Source organism: Pseudoalteromonas sp. 2CM36K (assembly GCF_023161865.1).
Taxonomy (GTDB): Bacteria; Pseudomonadota; Gammaproteobacteria; order Enterobacterales; family Alteromonadaceae; genus Pseudoalteromonas; species Pseudoalteromonas tetraodonis.
In genome coordinates this window covers 48,682-68,976 of record NZ_JALNTK010000019.1, presented here as the reverse complement: position 1 = coordinate 68,976, position 20,295 = coordinate 48,682, and the positions used below count along the sequence as shown (strand labels likewise).

The following is a 20,295-nucleotide window of genomic DNA, read 5'->3' as shown; positions in this document are numbered from 1 at the left end:
AAGGCCACGTAAAACGTGGCCTTGGTTTACTCAGTGTTATTTACGCTTCTAGCGCTTTGCTAATTAAGCGATCGATATACTTTTTATGTGCTTTGGTTGCGGTGTCTGCACCCCATGCAACATCTTGATCGGCTATTTGAGTTAGCTGATATAGCGCAGCTGTTTTTGCTAAGTTATCGTATTTACTTGCTTTTTTTAAGCCTGCAATTGCAATAAGCTGATTTACGTATTCAATCTGTAAATTATGACTGATCGAATTAGCATTTTTACTATCAACAAAAATACTTGCAGTTAAATCCCCCATAAATTGCGTAAGGCTGTATTCATTACCATATAAAGCGGTATCTGAAATACGCAGTAACACAGCAGGATGCAGTAGTTGCGCTAATACACCTTTTTGCATGCCTAAAATCATTTTATGCGGTTTAGGGTCTTCGTTTTTACCGTAATGATTAAACCCACGACGCTGCTGCTGCATAAAGTTATACAATGGCTGCATGCTTTGCAGTACATTTGGAGCAAACACATACTCAGCTAAAATAGCCATTGCTTGGGTTTGACGCTCAAGTGGTACCGGTGTAAAAGGCTTTGCTGCATTTTCATCGCCCACGACGGCACGCTCTACATAAACCCCTCCAATTTGACGAGATACCACGCCTGCTTGTGCACGATACTGGCCAAATAGGCTGTTAGCTGAAGTAACAAGCTGTTGGTAAGACTCACCTTTTACTGTAGCTTTGTCTTTAAGTTCTGAAAAGAGTGTATTGATCAGTGCCATTCTATCTGCGCCGTAAGCTGCAGGGTTAGACGACAAGTCACCTATCATCACGCGAGGGTCTATATGGCGGCCAGGGGCACGCATGTCGTCGGCATCGTTACCAAAGGAAAGCGCATGTTCGCTTGAGCGAGCGAGTATTTTATCAAGGCGAGCTTGCTCTGCAGCTTCATCTTTAAGCGCTGCGCTGTAGCCGTAATTTATTGCCCAATCATCGTATGGACCTGGTTTAGTTTGGAAAATATCGCCTTGAGTCACACCCGTTGGCGCTATATTTGCTGGCGCATAATCCATTACCGAGCCGGTAATTATGCCTTGGGTTTTACTTTTGTCGTGAACTTCTTTCTCATCCCACAAAATAGAAGACTTCATGTTGTGATTAAGACCTAGAGTATGCCCTACTTCATGTAAAACCAGCTGAGTTAAGCCTTGGCGTAACATTTGGGTATCTTCAATATCAGCGCCATTTGCTAAGCCCTTGGCCATTATTAGGCTTTGCTGTAATTCATGACCTAAAGAGCAATTGAGTTCTGAATAGTTGGTTGGCTGTGTATGGCTCATCGTGCCTTGAGTATAAAGCGTATCGTATATCCAGCGGTTTTTCATAAATACAAACTCAAGCATAATGTCTGAGCCTAAAATTTCACCGGTTAACGGGTTCGCTAATGCTGGTCCATACCCACCAAACGGTGGTTTGGGTGATGAAGTCCAGCGTAGTACGTTATAGTTAATATCGCCGGCATCCCAATCGGCATCGTCAGGTTGTATTTTTACTTCGAGCGCATTTTTAAAGCCTGCTTTTTCAAACGAGGTGTTCCAAGCAAGTACGGCATCACGCACGGTGTCACGCCATTCAACCGGTGTAGTGTTTTCTATCCACCAGGTAATCGGCTTTACTGGCTCTGAAAGTGCTGCGTTTGGATCTTTCTTTTGCAAATCCCAGCGTTTAATGACGTCTTGGTATGGCGCCCAGTCGGTTGACGTCATTTTATCAAACTGATTGGTGAAATAACCAATACGTGCATCATCAAAGCGAGGTTGGTAATTGTTTTCTGGTAAAGCCACAAATGAATGTTGTACTTTTACCGACACACTTCGGGGGTCGCTTACAGCACCTGAACCTCGAACGGTTGGGCTGCTATTGGTAAAAACATAATCGACAACCACATCTAGGTTGTTAGGGTATGGGCGCTGTTTGATGATGCGTGATTTTTTATCGTCTAATTTACCTACTTTAAAACGCTTTTTAGCATTTTTATCGTTCGGGTTAGGTGTAGGAGACACTTTATGTAGCGCTTCACTTAAAAAAAGCTTATTTACATTAAAGGCTATTTTACCTTTTTCTTGCTTTTCTATTTTTATACTTGCAAGCACGGCTTCGCTGATATTAGCTTCACTGGCTTTGACAAGTGCGCTATTTTCGTTAAATAAGTAGCGAGGGGTTTTACTAATAATATCAATACGATCAAAGTATTTTCTAAATTCAATCAGCTTTGTTTCACGATACGACCCACGAAAATGACCCGCATCAGTTACACCATCAATGGTATGCGCAAAGTACACAAAGGGCGTATCGAGCTGTGACTCGTTAATTACCATTAAGTGATCGCCGGTTTTTTCATCTTGGTAAAGATTAAAAATACCCGCAAATTCGGTTTGCCCTTTAATCATTTCAGTTAATGTTTGTGGTTTCTTTTCTTCTTTTTTTTCTGCTGCAACAGCATAGCTGCCACTAAGCGCTATACTCAGCGCCAAGGTAAGTGTGGTTAATTTCATCGTTTAGTCTTTTTTAGTTGTTAATGTAATTTTACTGTACGGTGTGTCATGCTTTTTCGCACAGTATGATTAATAAATACTAACCTAAAGTGATTAGCTTTATGATTTATAATGGTAAAATATTGTAACAATACATTTACAAAGCGGCTTAACAGTGCTTTTGACTTACCTTTTATTTGCTGAAGAAGACCTTGTTTATACCTTTTTGTAACAGTTGCTTACAAATGTCACGTTAATGTTTCATTAAGCTTTGGTATCATAGTGCTAATAGTAATTTGGGAGAAATAAACAGATGCAAGGTAATGTACTTAGATGGGCTTTTCCATTTGTAGCACTGGCATTAGGTGTTGCTGGTTTTGTTGCAATTAATGCGATTGCAAAAGAGTCAGACAAAAAAGAAGTCATAGACACTCGACCAACGGTGCAGGTTGAAGCCGTTTCCGCTAACAACCATCAAGTTATCATTAATAGTTATGGTGAAGTGCAGCCGCTTGAAAATACCCAGCTTTCAGCGCAAGTGTCAGGTGAAGTCGTCAGCTGGCATCCGAGCTTTGTAGCAGGTGGGGTTGTGGGCCGCGGTGAAACCCTATTTACAATTGAAAAAGACAACTATGAGGCCGCAGTATTGCAAGCTGAAGCTGAACTTGCCCGCGCTCAAGCGGTGTTAATTGAAGAGCAAGCGCAAGCCAAAGTAGCAGAAGACGAAGCAAAACGTTTCCCAAATAAAGCACGTACAGATTTATTTTTACGCAAACCACAAGTGCTGAGTGCGCAAGCATCAGTTAAGTCGGCGCAAGCAGCATTAAAAAGAGCCCAACGCGATTTAGATAATTGTGAAATCACTGCACCATACGATGCGTTAGTAGTGAGTCGTAACGTAGGTGTTGGCCAGTTTGTCAGTATGGGCGCTCAAGTTGCCGAGCTGAATAATATTGAAACCGCTGAAGTGATTATTCCGATCGCTGGCTTTGACAGTGTGTTTTTACCTGAGCGTGTTAAAGGGGTAACGGCAACGGTTATTAAAACAGGATTAAATGGGTTTGCTCGTCAAGCAGTAATAGACCGCGATTTAGGGATTGTTGATAACGCGACTCGCATGAGCAGTTTAGTGGTAAGAATTGAAGATCCTTATGGGCTTACTAATCAGCAGCCTGCAATTAAATTTGGCACTTATGTACAAGTAAACTTTGCCGGCACTATGCTCAATAATATTTATCGTTTACCGCAAGAGTTAGTAAATAACCAAACAGTGTGGATAGTTAATGATGAGCAACAGTTAGAGCCGCGTAAAGTAAAAGTGATTCGTGAAGAGGGTGAATATTTTTATATTAGCGATGGCTTACAAGTCAACGATAAGCTCGTTACTACCTTACCGGAATACCCTCAAAAAGGCATGACAGTAAAAATAGCCGGTTTAACAGAGACTAAAAATACAGATGCAGCAGAAAATGCATCCACTGAAAAACTTTAAGGTAGGGTGAGTTATGAATAACACAGAACAGCCCAATACAATTAAACAAACAGGGTTAATTGCTTATTTTGCTAACAACTCTGTTGCTGCCAATTTAATGATGTTTTTTATTATTGTAATGGGGCTTATAAGCTACTTTACCATTCAGCGACAAATGTTCCCTAATATAGAAGTTAACTATATTACTGTAAATGCAAACTACCCAGGGGCATCGCCACAAGAAATTGAAGAAAGTATCTTAATAAAAATTGAAGAATCGCTAAAAGATATAACTGAGATAAAAAAAGGGGTATATCGCGCTTTTCGTAATGGGGGTTCTGCCAGCCTTGAAATTAATACTGACGCAGAGCTTACCGACGTTCTCGATAAGGTAAAACTGCGAGTAGATGGTATCGCGACTTTCCCTGCAGGAATGGAGCCGGTTACCATTAGTCAAATAGAGTTTCGCCAAGATGTAATTGGTATGACGCTCGTTGCCGACCTACCGCTAAATGAGCTTAAGCCAATCGCAAATCAGGTTGAAGATGAACTCTTGCAGTTATCGAATGTCTCTTTGGTGGTAAACGATGTGCCACTGGATGAAATTGCCATAGAAATAGAGCCCGACACACTGCGCCAATATAATTTAACCTTATCGGATGTAGCGAACGCGGTACGTCGTTATTCGGCTAACTTTTCAGCCGGACAATTAAAAACTGATGCGGGTGTTATTTCGGTTCGAGTAGAAAATCAGTTTTATTCTGGTGAAGAGTTTAGGCAAATCCCGGTAAAAATTGGCGCCAATGGTGCCAAAGTGTTGCTACAAGATATTGCGATTATTAAAGATCAGTTTGTTGAAGGTGAGCGCTACTTTAAATTTAATGGCGAAAACGCAGTTTATTTATCGGTTAAAGCCACCGAAGATCAAAACATTATTCCGGTGGCCGATTCTGTTAAAGCCTACATGGACCAAAAAAATAAAGAGCTGCCATTGGGTGTGCGTTTAGAGCCATTAATGGACATGACATACTACCTTAATGCGCGCTTAGATATGATGAAAGCTAACTTGTTTCAAGGGGCTATTTTAGTTGCCATTATGCTTTCATTATTTTTACGTTTTAAGCTGGCACTGTGGGTAATGATTGGTTTACCAGTGTGCTTTTTAGGTGCGATGATGCTGATGCCGTTATTTGGTATCACAATTAATATTGTGTCTTTATTTGCCTTTATTATGGTGCTGGGGATTGTGGTGGACGATGCCATTGTCATAGGTGAAAGTGCCTACACCGAAATAGAAAAAAAAGGCGGCGGTGTTGTTAATGTGGTTAATGGCGCTAAACGAGTGGCAACCCCTGCCACCTTTGGTGTACTAACAACCATTGCGGTATTTGCGCCGTTTACGCTTTCAAGCGGCCCTGAAAGTTCCTTTTTTATAGGTATTTCAGTGGTGGTGATTTTATGTTTAATATTTAGCTTGATTGAATCTAAGCTGATATTACCGGCACACATTGCGCATACTCACTTTTCACCTATTAACCCTGACGGTTGGCGAGCACGCTTTAATAAGCGCTTTTTTGGCTTTGTGAATGGGCCGTATAGGCAGTTTATTGTTAATTGTATAAAGTGGCGTTGGACGGTGCTGTTTAGTTTTATTGCGCTACTAATTTTCACCTTTGCGTTAATATCGTCAAACCAGGTGAGAATGATCCCATCGCCTAAAGTGCCGCATGACTTCCCGCAAATTAATGTTGAAATGAATGATAATGTATCAGACATCCAAACCATTAATGCTATTCGTCAAATCGAAGCCATGGTGCTTGAAATAGATAAGCAAACCGAGCGCGAAGAAGGGCAAAAGATGATTCGCGATGTATTGGTATTTAACCAAGGTCGTACAGAGGCGCAGTTATTAGCGCCATTGGTTGATGAAGATTTACGCCCTTATAATGCCTTTGAGCTTTCGCGCCGCTGGCGTGAAGCGATGCCTAATATCGCGGGTGTTAAATCACTAACTATTCAGGATGACGTTGGCGGTGGAGGTGGCGGCGGTAACGGTGAGTTTGGTTACTTACTGTATGGCTCTGATATCGATACATTGAATGAAGCAGGGCGTCGCTTTATTGGGTTATTGCAGCAGCAAGAAGGCTTATTTGATATAAGCTCTACCATTGACCCTGCTAGCAAAGAAATACAAATGAGCTTAAAACCAGTCGCCTTTGACTTAGGGTTAGATTTGGCCTCAATTGCAAATCAAGTAGGCGCGAGCTTTTATGGTGGCGAGGCGCAACGTGTTATTCGCCGCGGTGAAGAAGTACGGGTGATGGTACGTTACCCTAAGCTTACTCGCGAAGCGTTTTCATCGCTTAAACACGCGGTTATCACTACGCCACAAGGCAAAGATGTATTGCTAGGTGATGTAGTTGAGCTAACCGAAACCCCTGGTATTAGTTATATTCGTCGTGAAGGCGGTTATCGCACTGTTTATGTGTATGGCAATATTGATGAGGAAGTGATTGAGCCAGGCGAAGTGGTTAAGCAAGTAAAAGAAAATCTACTACCACAACTGTTGGACGAATACCCAAGTGTTAAGTCAGAACTAGGTGGCGCAATTGAAGAACAACAGGCGCAAGCTAATGAGCAATTGTTATTTTTTGCTGGCGGTATGATTTTAGTTTATATATTACTTGCCGTGCCGTTAAAAAGTTACTCACAACCTCTCATTGTAATGTCGGTTATTCCATTTAGTTTAACGGGGGCAATATGGGGTCATTTTTGGTTTGGTTTAGATATTAGTTTAATGTCGGGTTTTGGTTTAATTGCTGCTGCAGGGGTGGTTATTAACGACTCTTTGGTGATGACTGATTTTATTAATCAGGCGCGTCGAGCTGGTATCAGTATAAAAGATGCGGTTATTGAAGCAGGCTGTGCACGCTTTAGACCCATATTACTTACCTCAATTACGACCTTTGCAGGGGTATTGCCGATTATGTTTGAAACCAGTTTACAAGCCAAATTTGTAACACCTATGGCGGTAGCTCTGGGCTTTGCGGTTATGTTTGCAACACTGATCACCCTTATTTTGGTGCCGTGTTTGTATATTATTTTAACCGACATAGGCGCGCTATTTAAGCGCCCGTTCGCAAGTAAAAAAGCGAGCGTAAGTTAACATCACCCAGATCATGTAGCTGAAAAAAGCCAACCTTTTATAAAGCGGTTGGCTTTTTTATTTTTATGATAAACTGACCGCCATTGTTATTTTTTAAACGGTTTTTTTGTGTCTTCTTCTGATTATTCTTTAAGCTTATTGCCTAATTTTCCTATTGCTAAAAAGCAAGCTCATGCGCTGACTACTCACGCAAAAACACGCAGTGATGATTATTATTGGATGCGCGATGATGAACGAAAAAGTGCCGAAATACTCGCGCATTTAGCACAAGAAAACGCTTATTGTGATGAGCAATTAGCCCCTATTAAGCCATTACAAAGTGCATTATTTGAGGAACTCAAAGGCCGTATTGTAAAAGATGATAACACTGTACCGGTAAAAGATGGCCAGTATTGGTATCACTCAGAGGTTCGCGGAGATGATGAATATGCGCGTCATTATCGCAGCAGCAGTATGGCAATGGCTGATAAAGAGCTACTACTTGATGTTAATGAACTTGCCAATGGCTATGAGTTTTATGAGTTAGGGGAAGTGGCGCTGAGCCCCAATGAGCAATTAATGGCTTACTCTGAAGATACCGACGGCAGACGTATATACACAGTACGGTTTAAAGATTTAAGTAGCAATACAATGCTCGACGATGTACTTGAGATTACCGAGGGGCAAGTGGTTTGGGCGAACGACAATAAAACCGTATTTTATGTAAAAAAGGATTTAAAAACCTTATTGGGTTATCAAGTTTTTAGACATGAACTAGGGACTGAGCAACACCAAGATGTGCTGGTATACGAAGAGCAAGACAGCAGCTTTTTTATGGGGTTGGGTAAAAGTCGTGATGAAAGCTTGATTATTATTGATTTGGCGAGCACAGAAACTAACGACATGTGGGTGCTTGATGCCAATCAACCGCAAGGTGAGTTTACCGCTTTAATGCCGCGCGAAGAGGGGCATGAATTTGATATCGATAAGCTTGGTGATACTTTTTATATAGTGACTAACTGGCAGGCCAAAAACTTTAGATTAATGACCGCAACAAGCGACACTATTGCTGATAAAAACCAGTGGCAAACACATACCCCTCATCGTGAAACTGTATTATTAGAAGGCGTTGAACTATTTAACGACTTTTTAGTGCTTAGCGAGCGCGAACAAGGCCAAGCACGCTTTGTTGTGGTTAATAAAAACGCCGAGCGAATGAACCTTGAGTTTGATGATCCTTGTTACTACGCCGCTATTGCGGTGAACCCAGAGCCAAGTGTAACCCATGCACGCATTTACTATTCAAGCTTAACAACGCCAGGCTCGCTTTATAATGTTGATTTAACCACCGGTGAAAAAACCTTACTTAAACAACAAAAAGTACTTGGTGATTTTAACGCAAATGACTACCAGTCAGAGCGACTCATGATAAGCGCTCGAGATGGAGTAAAAGTGCCGATGTCGTTGGTATATCGTAAAGATAGCTTTAACAAAGATGGCTCAAATCCGTTGTTTCAATATGGTTATGGCGCGTATGGGATCACCATTGATCCTAGCTTTTCGAGTACGTCACTTAGCTTACTCGACCGTGGCTTTGTTTATGCGATTGCGCATGTGCGTGGTAGCGAAATGCTAGGGCGTTCATGGTACGAACATGGTAAAAAACAGCATAAACAAAATAGCTTTAATGACTTTATAGATGTAACCAAAGCGCTCACTGAGCAAGGATACGGCAACAAAAGTAAAGTATTTGCCTCGGGTGGCAGTGCTGGGGGGTTATTAATGGGAGCTGTGGTAAATCAAGCGCCTGAGCTTTACTGTGGAGTGGGCTGCCATGTGCCATTTTTAGATGTGCTCACCACCATGTTAGATGAAAGCATTCCGCTTACAACAAATGAGTATGATGAATGGGGTAACCCAAATGACCCCCATTTTTACGACATTATTGAAGCGTATTCACCGTACGACAATATTAGTGCGCAACACTACCCCAATATATTGGTGACAACCGGTTTGCACGACTCACAAGTACAGTATTGGGAACCAATGAAATGGGTGGCTAAAATGCGTGAATATAAAACCGATGATAATATTTTAGTGTTTAAAACCGACATGGATGCAGGGCATGGTGGGGCATCGGGTCGCTTTAAGAGTTTAGAAGAAAAAGCCCTAGAAATGGCCTTTTTTATCGCTTTGTCATAGCCCGTAAATGATTGTTACAAAAAAGCCTCAGTAATAACTGAGGCTTTTTATTTTTTAAAATCACTTAATCTAGGTAGGCTTTTAACATCCACACTAGTTTTTCTTGCTCTTTAATGTAGTCACTCATTAGTGACGCGGTACCTTCATCATCCGCTTCAGCGGCTTGTGCAAGAATATCGCGCTGCATTTTAATTAAGCTGCTGTATCCGGCAAGTAAGTTCTCTACTGCGGTTACGCCATCGCTGATCCCTTTTGCTTCTTTAATTTCACTTACTTCTAAGTAATCTGAAAACGCATGTAGCGGTGCACCATCAAGCGTTAAAATACGTTCTGCGATTTCATCTACTTTTAATAGTAGTAAGTTATAAATTTCTTCAAACTTTAAATGTAATTCAAAAAAGTTTCGGCCTTTAATATTCCAGTGAAAACCGCGCGCATTCATATATTGAATTTGATAGCTGCTTAAAAGCGTATTCAGTGACTTAATAATATCTTCACTTTTTGTACTGTTTAAACCAATTGCATTTACTTGCGACATACCTTGCTCCTTAAAGAACCGTTTTATGAATTTGTTTACACCTTGTTCAATACAGTCATTATTACCTAAGATGGTGTATTAATAAAATTGTTTATACATATTGGTGTCATAGCTAAAAGCTATCACCGTAGCTCGACTTTTTAAATAAGTTAGCTAGCGCTGTTTAATAGATATGGGTTGTGTTTATAAAAATACTACCTTGAGCAGTAAAATTAGTGCTTTATTAAGTATAAAACATGATCTAAAACAAGCTTTTGACAGGCGCAGCGCACACTTATTTTATTTATTGATTTAGGTCAAAAAATGCGCATAAGTAAAGCGCATAATCACTATAACCCAACTTGATAGAGAGCACTTTATTGAGTTAAGGGGCTACTTGATTATATGCGGAGAGAAATAATGGAAGCTAAAACACGTAAAGAGAATAAAGCTGAACTCATCGTTATCGGTATTGCTTTGGTCGCGTTTGTTATTGGATTAGTTGCGCACTTAGCGGGTGCGAGTTTTGCAAACTCTGATACCTTTGGTTATATCGCTGCACCTATGCCGCTGGTGTTGGGTATTATATTTTTGATCAGCTATAAAGTGGCCGCTGCAGCCGAGGACTAAATGTCCTCGTTCAAGCGTTCAAGAATATAATTAACGACTTGGCGAGAGTAAATCATACTGGTATGGCTTAAATGAAACACCTTGTGTTCAGCCATACCTTTAAGTTTGGTTTCATCCAGCAGTACGGTGCCATCAGAGCGGCTGCCTTTTACAATGAGTGGCATTAAGCCAATCGGTAAGTCGCCGGCAATGCTATATAGCTTGGCTTTAAAAGGCCAATCACCATTTTTAGAAAGTAAAAACTCAACACTATTTTTTAATAATAGCTCGAACCCTTTTTGCTGCATTTTTTCAGCAATATGGCTGCCAGTATGTGGCGTACCTAAGGTGATTACCTTTTCAACATGATGACTTGGCGCTGAGTTTGCCTCTAAATAGGCGCGAGCAACTAAGCCCCCCATAGAGTGACACACTAAAGCAGAAGGCTCATTGCTAATAAACTCATCTATTTGCGTAAAAATAGCATCTCGATTAGGGTCTCGAGTATTGTAGGTTAAGTTTAAAACTTTAACCCCCGACTCTTCCAAGCGTGAGCACAATGGGCGCATAACCAAGCCAGACATATACAAGCCATGTAAAACAATAACGCGTTTAACTTTCATACGCCCCCAAATACCAATTTTATTAAAAACATGATCATTCTAGCGTATTAAATAATCCGCTACCTGCGTTAAAAATTATTTATATAGAGCAACTATATGTCATCATTTTCGCCTTGTTATCGACTTATTTCTTTGTCGCTATAATGGATAACTAATTTAATGCAATTGGTATAACCTATTCTAATTACATTAATTGCTGAGGTTTTATCTCAATGTTAGTGGTGTCGGTATTAACCCAAACTTCACCATCTTGAATGGTAATAGCCAATTTAATATTACGATCAACCAACGCAGCTAATAACTGAGTAGCAGCATAATCAAGGCTAAAAATGCTTAAGTTTTTAAACTCGTACAATTTAGGCTGATGCTTTTGCCACCAAATAGCTTGGTTATTCTCGCCATAGGTATATAAAACTACTTTTTTAGCTTTATTACAGGCTTTTTTGAGGCGTTTTTCATCAGGTAGCCCCAGCTCAATCCACAGCTCTATTTCTTCGCTGTAATTAATATGCCAAAGCTCCGGCTCATCATCAGCACATAAACCTTTAGTAAACTCTAATCCATCACAGCTATTAAGTGCAAACGCTAGTAAGCGAATCATCAAGCGCTGCTCAGTTTCTGATGGGTGTTGTGCCAAGGTTAAATTAAAGTCTTGGTATACGTGACGGTCCATATCGCTAAGCGATAGTTGCGCTTTAATAATGGTAGATTTGAGAGCCATAATATCTAATCTGAAAAAATTTGCGTCAGTATAGCGCAATTAAATGAATTGCCAGTTAAAATAGCTACAAATTATATGTTAGGAGTTAAAAATGGCTATCCAGTGGTTCCCTGGGCGCTTGCATTAACTTCCATCAGCATACGCAGAAAGAGTTTTTCTCAATTTAAATCAGTGGTTTACCGTTATTTTATTCCGCCACATTCCGCATGGTGATTACTAAATCCGAACCGCTCAGTACCCCAGCCAGTACCCCCAGTTATAAAATTGCTATATACTCATGTTATTAATTGAATATATGGGTTATGCGAAATATGCGTTTAACTGATCGCAAGATAAAATCAATAGTGGCTACAGGTAAAGAACAAAGCTTCTCAGATGGTAATTGTTTAGTATTGCGCGTTAGGGCGAATGGCACTAAATCTTGGCGGTTTAAATATACAGTTAATAAAAAAGTGACCAAAATTTCTTTAGGTGCTTATCCAGCTGTTACTCTTGCTGAAGCCAGAAGTGTGGCAGTAAACTATATGCAGCTTTTAGCTAAAGGTATTGATCCTAAAGAATACGAAAGTACCAAGAAGCTTGAAGCAAGTAGAAAGCTAGCTAATACATTTTATGCTGCTGCAGAGCTTTGGTTTGAACGCAAACAGCCTACTGTGACGCCTCATCACGCAGCTAGGGAATGGCGAACACTTGAGATGTATATTTTCCCCAAGTTGAAAGACACGCCTTTAGAAAGCATTACAGCGATTGATACCATTGAAATTCTCAGGCCACTTGAGGCTGACGCTAAGCACTCCACAATTAAGCGTATTTGCCAAAGCTTAAACCAGATCATGGATTACTCGGTAAATCATGGCTTTATCAATGCCAATCCACTAGCAAAAATTATAAAAGTATTTACTAAAAACACGGTTGAGCACATGGCTACAATAAGGCCTGAAGAGCTACCTGATTTTTTAACGGCTGTGAATAACTCTCAAACCATTCAGGACAAAACCAAGCTTTTAATTTTGTGGCAGTTGCACACAATGACTCGTTCAAAGGAAGCCGCAGGCACTAAGTGGGCAGACATTAATGTTGAAGAGGCTGTTTGGGTGATTCCTGCTGAAGAAATGAAGCGTAGAAGGGCTCACAGAGTGCCTTTAACGCCTGCTACCTTGGCAATACTTGAACAAATGAAACCATTGAGCGGTCACCATGAATATGTATTCCCGAGTGAGCGTAATGAAAAGGGCCATGCAAGCACTTATACGGTCAATGCCGCGATTAAACGCAGTTTGGGTTACAAAGATAAGCTGGTGGCTCATGGCTTGCGCTCAGTTGCATCTACAGCTCTTCATGAGGAAGGTTACGACAGCCTTTTGGTCGAAGCCTGCCTAGCCCACGCAGATGAAAACGAAACAAGAGCGGCATATAACCGCTCTGATTATTTAGAGCAACGCAGGCCAATAATGGCTTGGTGGAGTGATCTGATTGAGCAGGCTAATTCAAAGTAATAGGAGCTAATCAAGCATTGTTTTAACTAGTTCATTGAGGGCTTTTTTTTCAGTGGTATTTTGATCTTTAGCGTAGTTGGTTAGCTTTTTTTGGTTTGCTTTGGTTAAGCCTAACGGGCTACTACTTTTTTGACGAAACATTTTCTGTTTATGTGCGTTGTATAATGATGTGTTTAGTTCAGCTGTTGTTGGGAGCTTATCCTCATATTTGTTAATAAAACGACCAACTTTATTGCTGGAACCTATTATAGGGCTTGTTGTTTTAAATTTTTGATATTTAAAGTCTACTTCAGGCCAGTTGCGAATATGTACTTCACCTTTACGCTTGAGGCTAACCATAAAGAGATATTTTAGTCTGGATCGAAAAATATATGATGGCTCAATAGTTTCGTATGGGTAATAGGTATCGGTGTAAATGATACAAGGCATATATGCATCATTGATGGACTTGAATTCATTAAGCTCAACTAGTTCAATGTCTGACGGTTTGAAGAGGTCCATAGTGTTGGGGGTGGCGTTTTCTGTTTCATTACTATTTTTAGTTATAGTTTCATTACCATAATAGTTTAAATCGATTTGAACATCCAAACTTTTAGTTGTAATGATATGATCGAATATTGGGACTTTAATTGCTTCTATAAATCCCCCTTTTAAGTGCTTCCAATTACTTATCAAGGCAATAACAGACCAATAAATTGTCTCATTATCAATTGGTTTAATGAATTGGAAAGCTATTTTTTCCTCTGCCGCCTCATCTATTTTTTCTGTTAGATAACGCCAAATCCAGCTACATGTTTCTTCATCTTTTATATCTAACCAGGGAAGTAGGCTTTTACCTGTTACAAACTGTGAATAGTCTCGTTTCATCGTCAGTAAATAGTCTTGTTTAACTCCTTCATTGCAAAGTGAGGCATCAAAAATTCTAATGATTAGAGGGTAAATCTCTTTAACGTTACAAGCAAAATCTCGAAAGTACTTATTTGGGGGGGCGTAGTAATAGCGTTTAGGAGGGTTAAATTTCAAGTAAAAAAATACCCAGCATAACTGTTTTGGCTCACTATCTGACAGCCAATTGAAACTCTCAATAGGTAGAATATTTGCAAAGTAACTCTTCATTAACTTTCTCAATTCATACTTGAGACGCCACCCTGTTTCATTAATGGATTCATTTTCCCAACACTGAATAATATAGCGAGCTTCTTTAATGTTTTTAGGAAGTTGATTTACCTGAAACAACTCAGTGTGATGAATATATTTAACTAACCACAAGAGCGATCTTTCATCATTTTTGAATGTGTCTAGCCATGACATTTTTGTAATTCCTTATTAAGTGAAGTTCATTTATAGCATAACTAAAGCATAATTTATAAGTGATTTATTCATAAAAAATCAAACTATATATAGTAAAAAATACGTAACTAAGATGCTTTGTATGAGCACGTTTTTACTGGGGTTAGCTGTTTTTTGGTGTTTATTTTCTTAGTTTTTATTTTATGATCTATCGCATGCTAGTTTTGAAAAAGCAAATATTAAGCTTTGTAGGCAGATGAATTGATCCCGCATCGGTACTACTTTTCTCTTTTTTCTTTCTGTTAAATTCAACTCAACAGCCTATGGTTTTTTGATTCATACCACACAAATCTGATGGGTTGTTTTTCTGTATAGGTAATATATACACGGCACTATCTCTCCAACATATTAAGGAATAATGGATAAATAATTACTAAGGAGACACCTCTTATGTGACTAATTAAATTAAGAGGAAATTATGAATAAACGTCATCCAGTTAATAGGAACTTAGTGATAAACAAAGTAGGGTTCTATAAAAATATTCCTGTATGGAATAAAGGAGACTTGATACAAAATTATTTAATATCTATTGAGCAGGTTCTAACTCAAAGCCTGAATGAACATCCTAGAACTTTGGCTATTAGATTTGATTTAAGATTTCCAGTTAGCTTTGGGATTATTGATCAAATCGCAAGTTTACAAACATCGCATATATCGAGCTTTTTTAAGAATCTTGATCTAGAAATAAAGCGTGACATTAAAGATAAAATTAAAAGAAACGGTAATGCTCACCATAGTAGTTTGAGATACATATGGGTTAAAGAGCAAGATAGCTCTTGCATGCCTCATTATCATGTTGCGATTTTTCTGAATAAAGACACTTATTATGGTTTAGGTAATTATCAAGGTAATGGTGATAATAAGGGCCTGGGCCAAGTCTATAGGGATTGAAACCTATGATGCAGGTAAGTGTGTAGAATTTCCTGATAATCATACATATAGGCTTAATAGGAACAGTGAAAACTTTGCAGAGGATTTTGAACAGCTATTCTTTAGAGTTAGTTATTTTGCAAAAGTTGATACAAAAGCTTTTGGTAGTAAAGATAATTACTTTGGTTGCAGCAGAAGGTAATCAACTTCCCATTAAGCTACTTAAAAGTGTTTTGAGACCTTCAACTAGCTAAATAAGCTCAAATCCTTAGTATATAAGGGCTGGCAAGTTCCCAAAATACCATTATGAGAACCTAAAAAATAAACGGTGTTATTGCACTATAAAAGAGTGCTCATATTGAGCACTCGTATTTAATTAATCAAACAAACTAGCAATGCCAGCAACTACTCCACCAGCTACCGCCAAAGGGACTGTAATAGGCGCAGAGGCAACACCTGCGCCTATTACTATTGCACCAGATGTAAGCGCTCCAGCAGCTGCACCGGAGCCTATAGCCACAGCTGTTCTGCTTACGCTAGAATCACTACTGCCAGTTATCTGTTTAGATAACTCATTACCAACCAAGCCGCACGAAACAGCTTTATCTAAAGACATAATGCCTTCCTTTTAGTTAAGTAAAACAAGCGCCAGAATGACGCTATCAAGGGTTATAGCTCTAGTTCTTCAAAGTCTTTGTCTATTTCCTCCTGTGTTATGCCTATATAACGAAGTGTTGTTGCTTCGGAGCTATGGCGAAGCATTTTCATTACTCGGGCGATGTCGTGGGTTTTCTGATACAAGTGATAACCGCGTGTTTTACGCATTGAGTGAGTACCTAAATGAATGTTTAGTTCTTCACCAACTAGCGCAAATGCTTTTGTAACCGCTCTACGAGATAGCGGTTTGGGCTTTGAGTTAATTGCTTGTTGATTTCGGTATGATTGAAATAAGTAGATGTGATGTGGATGAGTAAGCTTAATTTCGTTGATTAAGGTAAGCGCCTTATCATTTAGCTTTATTTCAGCTAATTTAGAGGTCTTTGACTCGTAAATAATCAACCTATCGTTGTTTATGTCAGTAAATTTCACTGCAAGTAAGTCAGATATTCTAAGCGCGAGATTTAAGCCAATATTCCATATTTGACTCATTTGCTTTGAGCAGCGCTTTTCTAGTAAATAGCTAACGAGCCTTACTGTATCAAGACCTTTAACCGCTTGTACTTCAGCCATAAAAACCTCCAGTTACTCAGTAGTAACCGTTACCTGATAACAACCTGTGTTGTAGTACTCAACAAAGTTTGAAATGAACAAGGCTAACAACTCTTTACCTTCCTTAGCGTTCAACCAACCAGCTAAAAAGTGATAAACCTGCTTAATACTAAAGCACACATCAATTTCTTTTATCAGTTCAGGGGTATGACGGCCCTGATACGAAAAGTCAGTAATATAAATAAGCTGCCAGCTGGTGGCCTGCTTTTCTAGCCTTACCTCTACAGGATGAAAGCCTCCAGCTTTTGGACTGTAATCTGGATCTCTAAAGTTAAGCGTAACCGCTTTTGCCCCACCTACAGAATCACCCCCATTCGTAACTGCACTTACAATTACACCAATAAAAGAGTCAGGCACATTTAAGCCTGATACTTGCTCTATTTTTAACGCCATATTTAACTCCTTTTAAATTAAACCATGCTCAGCAAATGAATACGTGCTTTCGCCAATAATGATGTGATCAAGCACAGATACATCAATTAGGTTAAGTGCCTGTTGAAGTTTGGTAGTAATAAGTTTGTCTGCTTGAGATGGGGTGGTAACGCCCGAAGGGTGGTTATGCGCCAGGATAACGGATGCTGCATTAAGCTCTAACACCTCTTTAACGACTTCTCTAGGGTAAACACTAGCTGCGTTAATAGTGCCTCTAAATAGCTCTTTAAACTCCAGTATGCGGTTCTGGCTATCTAAAAACAGTACGGCAAATACTTCATGTTCATGTATCGCTAATTTATGTTTTAAGTACTCTTCACAATCATTAGGGCTATTTAAAACGCCATCTCTAAACTGCTTCTTAGCGATTATGTATGCAGCTGCTTCAAGTATTTGCTCATCATTTACGGGGTGTTTAAATTCATATAACGACTGTTGACCTTGCATTGTAAATTCCTCTTTAGTGGTTCATGCAAGTTAGTGATGTATATGTGTAAGTTTTTTGTTTGAAGAGCATAAAAAAATACTGACCCCGGAAAGGTTATGTACTAATAACCAACCGGAGAAACTCCATGCGTTTAATCAAATTAAAAGAAGTTATACAAAAAACATCATTAGGCCATTCAAGCATTTATAAATTTATTGCAGAAGGCACATTCCCAAAGCAAGTATCGCTAGGCGCTAAATCAGTAGCTTGGTTAGAATCTGAAGTAGATGATTGGATCATGGATAGATTAGGAGAAAGAGGTTAATTGTTTTTACTTTGTAAGGTAATAAGAGCTATCTATTTAGATAGCTCTTGAAGAGCAGTTGCTACGGTGTGTATTCTGTTTCATGGCATTTAGGGCAAGGTGGCAAAGTATCATCATGATCGTCAAGTGTTACAGTGTTGCCGCAATTATCACATTGGTAAGTGCCAGTACCTGGTTTTTCCCCTGTTGTAGACATTTTTATATCCTCTGTAAGTTTACCTAAAAAGCTACTTCTATTATTGAATTGGTGATTCAATAAAACTCAGTTTTATAGTGAATGTATTAATTGAAAGGTTAAACTTAGTAATAAGACATCCATCTGTAAAGGTATTAAAGGTAATTTATAGTCTTAAAATCGTAAGCGATAAATTGGCTACTTATTTAACAACGAGGAAAAGATATGAACTCTTTTTTTAATGATTTAGAAAAGCAGCTCTCAGGTATGGATGGCGGGAATATTAGTGCACCTTTATGGCTTTCAGGGCTTGAATGGGGTGGCGCAGATGAGAAGGTTACCTCAGAAATAACACGGCCAACCCACGAAGTACATGGTTATTGCGTTCCTTACTTATCTAGTGGGTGGAAAGCTGAAAACCTGAATTTTTATAAATGGCAATTCGACCAAAAAATAGCAAAAATCCTTTGTAAGGCCTTTGAATTTCAAGATGGTTATAAAAATTACATGAAAGATCACTACTGTAATTTTGATTCGAATGAGTTTAAGTTAAATTTGTTCCCCCTCCCTTGCAAGAATATGAACACTTGGTCAGAGGAGCATATCGAATTAACGAAAACCAAGATCAAATATCACTATCAAACACACTGTTCTGTTTCACGGTTTAAATTATTTAATGACTTAGTTAAAGAGTTTGAGCCAAAGGTTATAGTTTGCTTTGGGCAAAAATATCTTGAAGAGTACAAAATGGCATTTTGGAGCTGCAACGATAATAGAATTGATTACACGGAAGTGCTTGAATCGGTTGGGGTTAAAAATACGCTGAAAATTCTTAAAGCCAATGGTTTACCAATATTGGTAATCGCGCCTTTCTTAGGGCGTAACTTAGTTGCTAATGTTGAGCTAGATAAAGTGGGAGAAATAATAAAAACATATCTTTAATACAGTTCAGCTATAAGCTACTTTTTCTCTTTGTTAGATAGCTTTATAAAATATCAAAAGTGTATGTGATCAATTCAGACTCTGGTAGGATGATTCATAAAACGTAAGGATTACAAGTATATGAATTATAATATTGAAAACATTCTACTAGCTTTGCTTGCTGGTGAGCCAGTATCAAATGCTGAGCATGTCGTGTTAAAGGATGCTTTAAAACCAGTATTTTTTGGTAAAGGTTTTATGACATGGGCCCGAAATGAAAAAAGGGATGAAATTAAAGAAAATATAATAAGTGAAGGTAACAGCTTAGTTTATAGCGTGAAGAATGACGCGAATGCTTTAATTGATTCATTTGCAAGTATGGCGAGTGAGTTAAACCAAGGAGGGCAACTAAACTTATTCTACGATCTCTACAAAATCTTTCCTAAGTTTCAGGGCGATGCTCTTAAAGGCAATGAAGCTAAGCTCTTGACCATAATCAAAGATGCACTTCAATCAGAAGATAAAGATGCGAAAGCAAGAGCTACTATGCTAATTGCTTTATATGCTGAATCTAGTAACTCTCAATCTAGAAAGTCTTCTGCAGGCAACGCAGCTGAGCAAGCTATAGAGTTACTAATGCGTTCAATAGGCTTAGTTAAAGGTGAAACTTACGGAACACAGTTTATTTATCAAGGCTCTAATACCGATTTCGTAATTCCATATGCGGAAAGTGGCGATATCAATAGTGTTTCAGCATTTATTGCTGTCCAAGTTAGCACTAATGATAGAGCCCGATTAAGCTCAAGTGAATTGCACCGAGGTGCTAAGAGATATTTGTGTTCACTCAATGGTTGTAATGCATCAAGTAAAAGCACGAAAGACATTGGTGATGATTTAGCCGCTGGTTATTTAGATAATGAAACACATTATGTTGTCATTGAACGTGAGCGACTAGCAGCAATAGAAGATGCTGAAAGAAGGCTGGAGAAAGCAGAAGGCACTCCAAGAGCTGTAAATGCTAAAAGGCGTTTAAAATGGCTAAAAGCTTATGCAATTAACTATGAAGAATTTGCCTGTCAAATTAAACAATTAGCAAATGAATAACTCCCTCTCCTTAATTATTAAATCAGTTATATAAACAATTAGCTTATATTTATACCCTGGACTTAGTTTCAGGGTTGCGTTAAACTGTTAGCTATTAAAGTTTCGGA

Annotated in this window: 18 protein-coding genes and 1 pseudogene; 9 read left to right on the top strand and 10 right to left on the bottom strand. The window is 39.0% G+C overall.

Going from position 1 to position 20,295, the window contains the following annotated elements; genetic code table 11:
• Positions 1-40 precede the first annotated feature (40 nt).
• On the bottom strand, positions 41-2,551 hold the full coding sequence (locus tag MTN97_RS12840) for a zinc-dependent metalloprotease (protein WP_248474551.1): 2,511 nt from the start codon (positions 2,549-2,551) through the stop codon (positions 41-43).
• A gap of 292 nt (positions 2,552-2,843) precedes the next feature.
• Here MTN97_RS12840 and MTN97_RS12835 point away from each other — a divergent pair, with 292 nt between their 5' ends.
• The 3 genes from MTN97_RS12835 to MTN97_RS12825 all read left to right on the top strand — a co-directional run bounded on the left by MTN97_RS12835 (position 2,844) and on the right by MTN97_RS12825 (position 9,348).
• A complete protein-coding gene (locus MTN97_RS12835) occupies positions 2,844-4,022 on the top strand; it encodes an efflux RND transporter periplasmic adaptor subunit (protein ID WP_248474550.1) in 1,179 nt (392 codons plus the stop codon).
• A gap of 13 nt (positions 4,023-4,035) precedes the next feature.
• Positions 4,036-7,167 carry an efflux RND transporter permease subunit gene (locus MTN97_RS12830; RefSeq protein ID WP_248474549.1) on the top strand — a complete coding sequence of 1,044 codons (3,132 nt, stop codon included), beginning with the start codon at positions 4,036-4,038 and terminating at the stop codon, positions 7,165-7,167.
• 108 nt (positions 7,168-7,275) lie between these two features.
• A complete protein-coding gene (locus MTN97_RS12825) occupies positions 7,276-9,348 on the top strand; it encodes a S9 family peptidase (RefSeq protein ID WP_248474548.1) in 2,073 nt (690 codons plus the stop codon).
• 64 nt (positions 9,349-9,412) lie between these two features.
• Here MTN97_RS12825 and MTN97_RS12820 read toward each other — a convergent pair whose 3' ends face one another.
• On the bottom strand, positions 9,413-9,886 hold the full coding sequence (locus MTN97_RS12820) for a Dps family protein (protein WP_008112861.1): 474 nt from the start codon (positions 9,884-9,886) through the stop codon (positions 9,413-9,415).
• A 399-nt stretch (positions 9,887-10,285) separates the two neighbouring features.
• Here MTN97_RS12820 and MTN97_RS12815 point away from each other — a divergent pair, with 399 nt between their 5' ends.
• The gene (locus MTN97_RS12815; RefSeq protein ID WP_036980649.1) at positions 10,286-10,495 is read left to right on the top strand and encodes a hypothetical protein; all 210 of its coding nucleotides are present in this window, start codon (positions 10,286-10,288) and stop codon (positions 10,493-10,495) included.
• Here MTN97_RS12815 and MTN97_RS12810 read toward each other — a convergent pair.
• Both MTN97_RS12810 and MTN97_RS12805 read right to left on the bottom strand, forming a co-directional pair.
• Positions 10,492-11,097, bottom strand: a complete 606-nt coding sequence (locus MTN97_RS12810) for a lipase/acyltransferase domain-containing protein (protein WP_010392243.1) — start codon at positions 11,095-11,097, stop codon at positions 10,492-10,494. The two genes, MTN97_RS12815 and MTN97_RS12810, sit on opposite strands and share 4 nt — an antisense overlap.
• Positions 11,098-11,281: 184 nt before the next feature.
• Complete coding sequence (locus MTN97_RS12805) at positions 11,282-11,818, bottom strand: YaeQ family protein (RefSeq protein ID WP_041709750.1); 537 nt, start codon at positions 11,816-11,818, stop codon at positions 11,282-11,284.
• A 311-nt stretch (positions 11,819-12,129) separates the two neighbouring features.
• Here MTN97_RS12805 and MTN97_RS12800 point away from each other — a divergent pair, with 311 nt between their 5' ends.
• On the top strand, positions 12,130-13,314 hold the full coding sequence (locus MTN97_RS12800; RefSeq protein ID WP_248474547.1) for a tyrosine-type recombinase/integrase: 1,185 nt from the start codon (positions 12,130-12,132) through the stop codon (positions 13,312-13,314).
• 6 nt (positions 13,315-13,320) lie between these two features.
• Here MTN97_RS12800 and MTN97_RS12795 read toward each other — a convergent pair whose 3' ends face one another.
• Positions 13,321-14,625 (bottom strand): hypothetical protein, encoded by a 1,305-nt coding sequence (locus tag MTN97_RS12795; protein WP_248474546.1) that lies wholly within the window; start codon positions 14,623-14,625, stop codon positions 13,321-13,323.
• A 457-nt stretch (positions 14,626-15,082) separates the two neighbouring features.
• Between MTN97_RS12795 and MTN97_RS12790 the strand changes: the two are divergent.
• Positions 15,083-15,737, top strand: a pseudogene (locus MTN97_RS12790) (inovirus Gp2 family protein).
• Between the two features lie 174 nt (positions 15,738-15,911).
• On the opposite strand, the gene MTN97_RS12785 reads toward MTN97_RS12790, so the two are convergent.
• The 4 genes from MTN97_RS12785 to radC are packed head-to-tail and all read right to left on the bottom strand — an operon-like array spanning position 15,912 to position 17,683.
• Positions 15,912-16,151, bottom strand: coding sequence for a hypothetical protein (locus MTN97_RS12785; RefSeq protein WP_248474544.1), 240 nt, complete (start codon positions 16,149-16,151; stop codon positions 15,912-15,914).
• A gap of 53 nt (positions 16,152-16,204) precedes the next feature.
• The gene (locus MTN97_RS12780) at positions 16,205-16,765 is read right to left on the bottom strand and encodes a tyrosine-type recombinase/integrase (RefSeq protein ID WP_248474543.1); all 561 of its coding nucleotides are present in this window, start codon (positions 16,763-16,765) and stop codon (positions 16,205-16,207) included.
• Between the two features lie 12 nt (positions 16,766-16,777).
• Positions 16,778-17,197 carry a DUF2787 domain-containing protein gene (locus MTN97_RS12775; protein ID WP_248474542.1) on the bottom strand — a complete coding sequence of 140 codons (420 nt, stop codon included), beginning with the start codon at positions 17,195-17,197 and terminating at the stop codon, positions 16,778-16,780.
• Positions 17,198-17,209: 12 nt separating this feature from the next.
• Entirely contained in the window at positions 17,210-17,683 is a 474-nt protein-coding gene (gene radC / locus MTN97_RS12770; RefSeq protein WP_024595466.1) for a RadC family protein, read from the bottom strand.
• Positions 17,684-17,808: 125 nt separating this feature from the next.
• On the opposite strand from radC, the gene MTN97_RS12765 reads away from it, so the two are divergent.
• Positions 17,809-17,988, top strand: coding sequence for an AlpA family transcriptional regulator (locus MTN97_RS12765; protein ID WP_248474541.1), 180 nt, complete (start codon positions 17,809-17,811; stop codon positions 17,986-17,988).
• Between the two features lie 61 nt (positions 17,989-18,049).
• Here MTN97_RS12765 and MTN97_RS12760 read toward each other — a convergent pair whose 3' ends face one another.
• The gene (locus MTN97_RS12760; protein WP_138561435.1) at positions 18,050-18,184 is read right to left on the bottom strand and encodes a zinc ribbon-containing protein; all 135 of its coding nucleotides are present in this window, start codon (positions 18,182-18,184) and stop codon (positions 18,050-18,052) included.
• Positions 18,185-18,388: 204 nt separating this feature from the next.
• Here MTN97_RS12760 and MTN97_RS12755 point away from each other — a divergent pair, with 204 nt between their 5' ends.
• Positions 18,389-19,105 carry a hypothetical protein gene (locus tag MTN97_RS12755; protein WP_248474540.1) on the top strand — a complete coding sequence of 239 codons (717 nt, stop codon included), beginning with the start codon at positions 18,389-18,391 and terminating at the stop codon, positions 19,103-19,105.
• Between the two features lie 120 nt (positions 19,106-19,225).
• Complete coding sequence (locus MTN97_RS12750; protein WP_248474539.1) at positions 19,226-20,188, top strand: hypothetical protein; 963 nt, start codon at positions 19,226-19,228, stop codon at positions 20,186-20,188.
• The last annotated feature ends 107 nt before the right edge of the window (positions 20,189-20,295 follow it).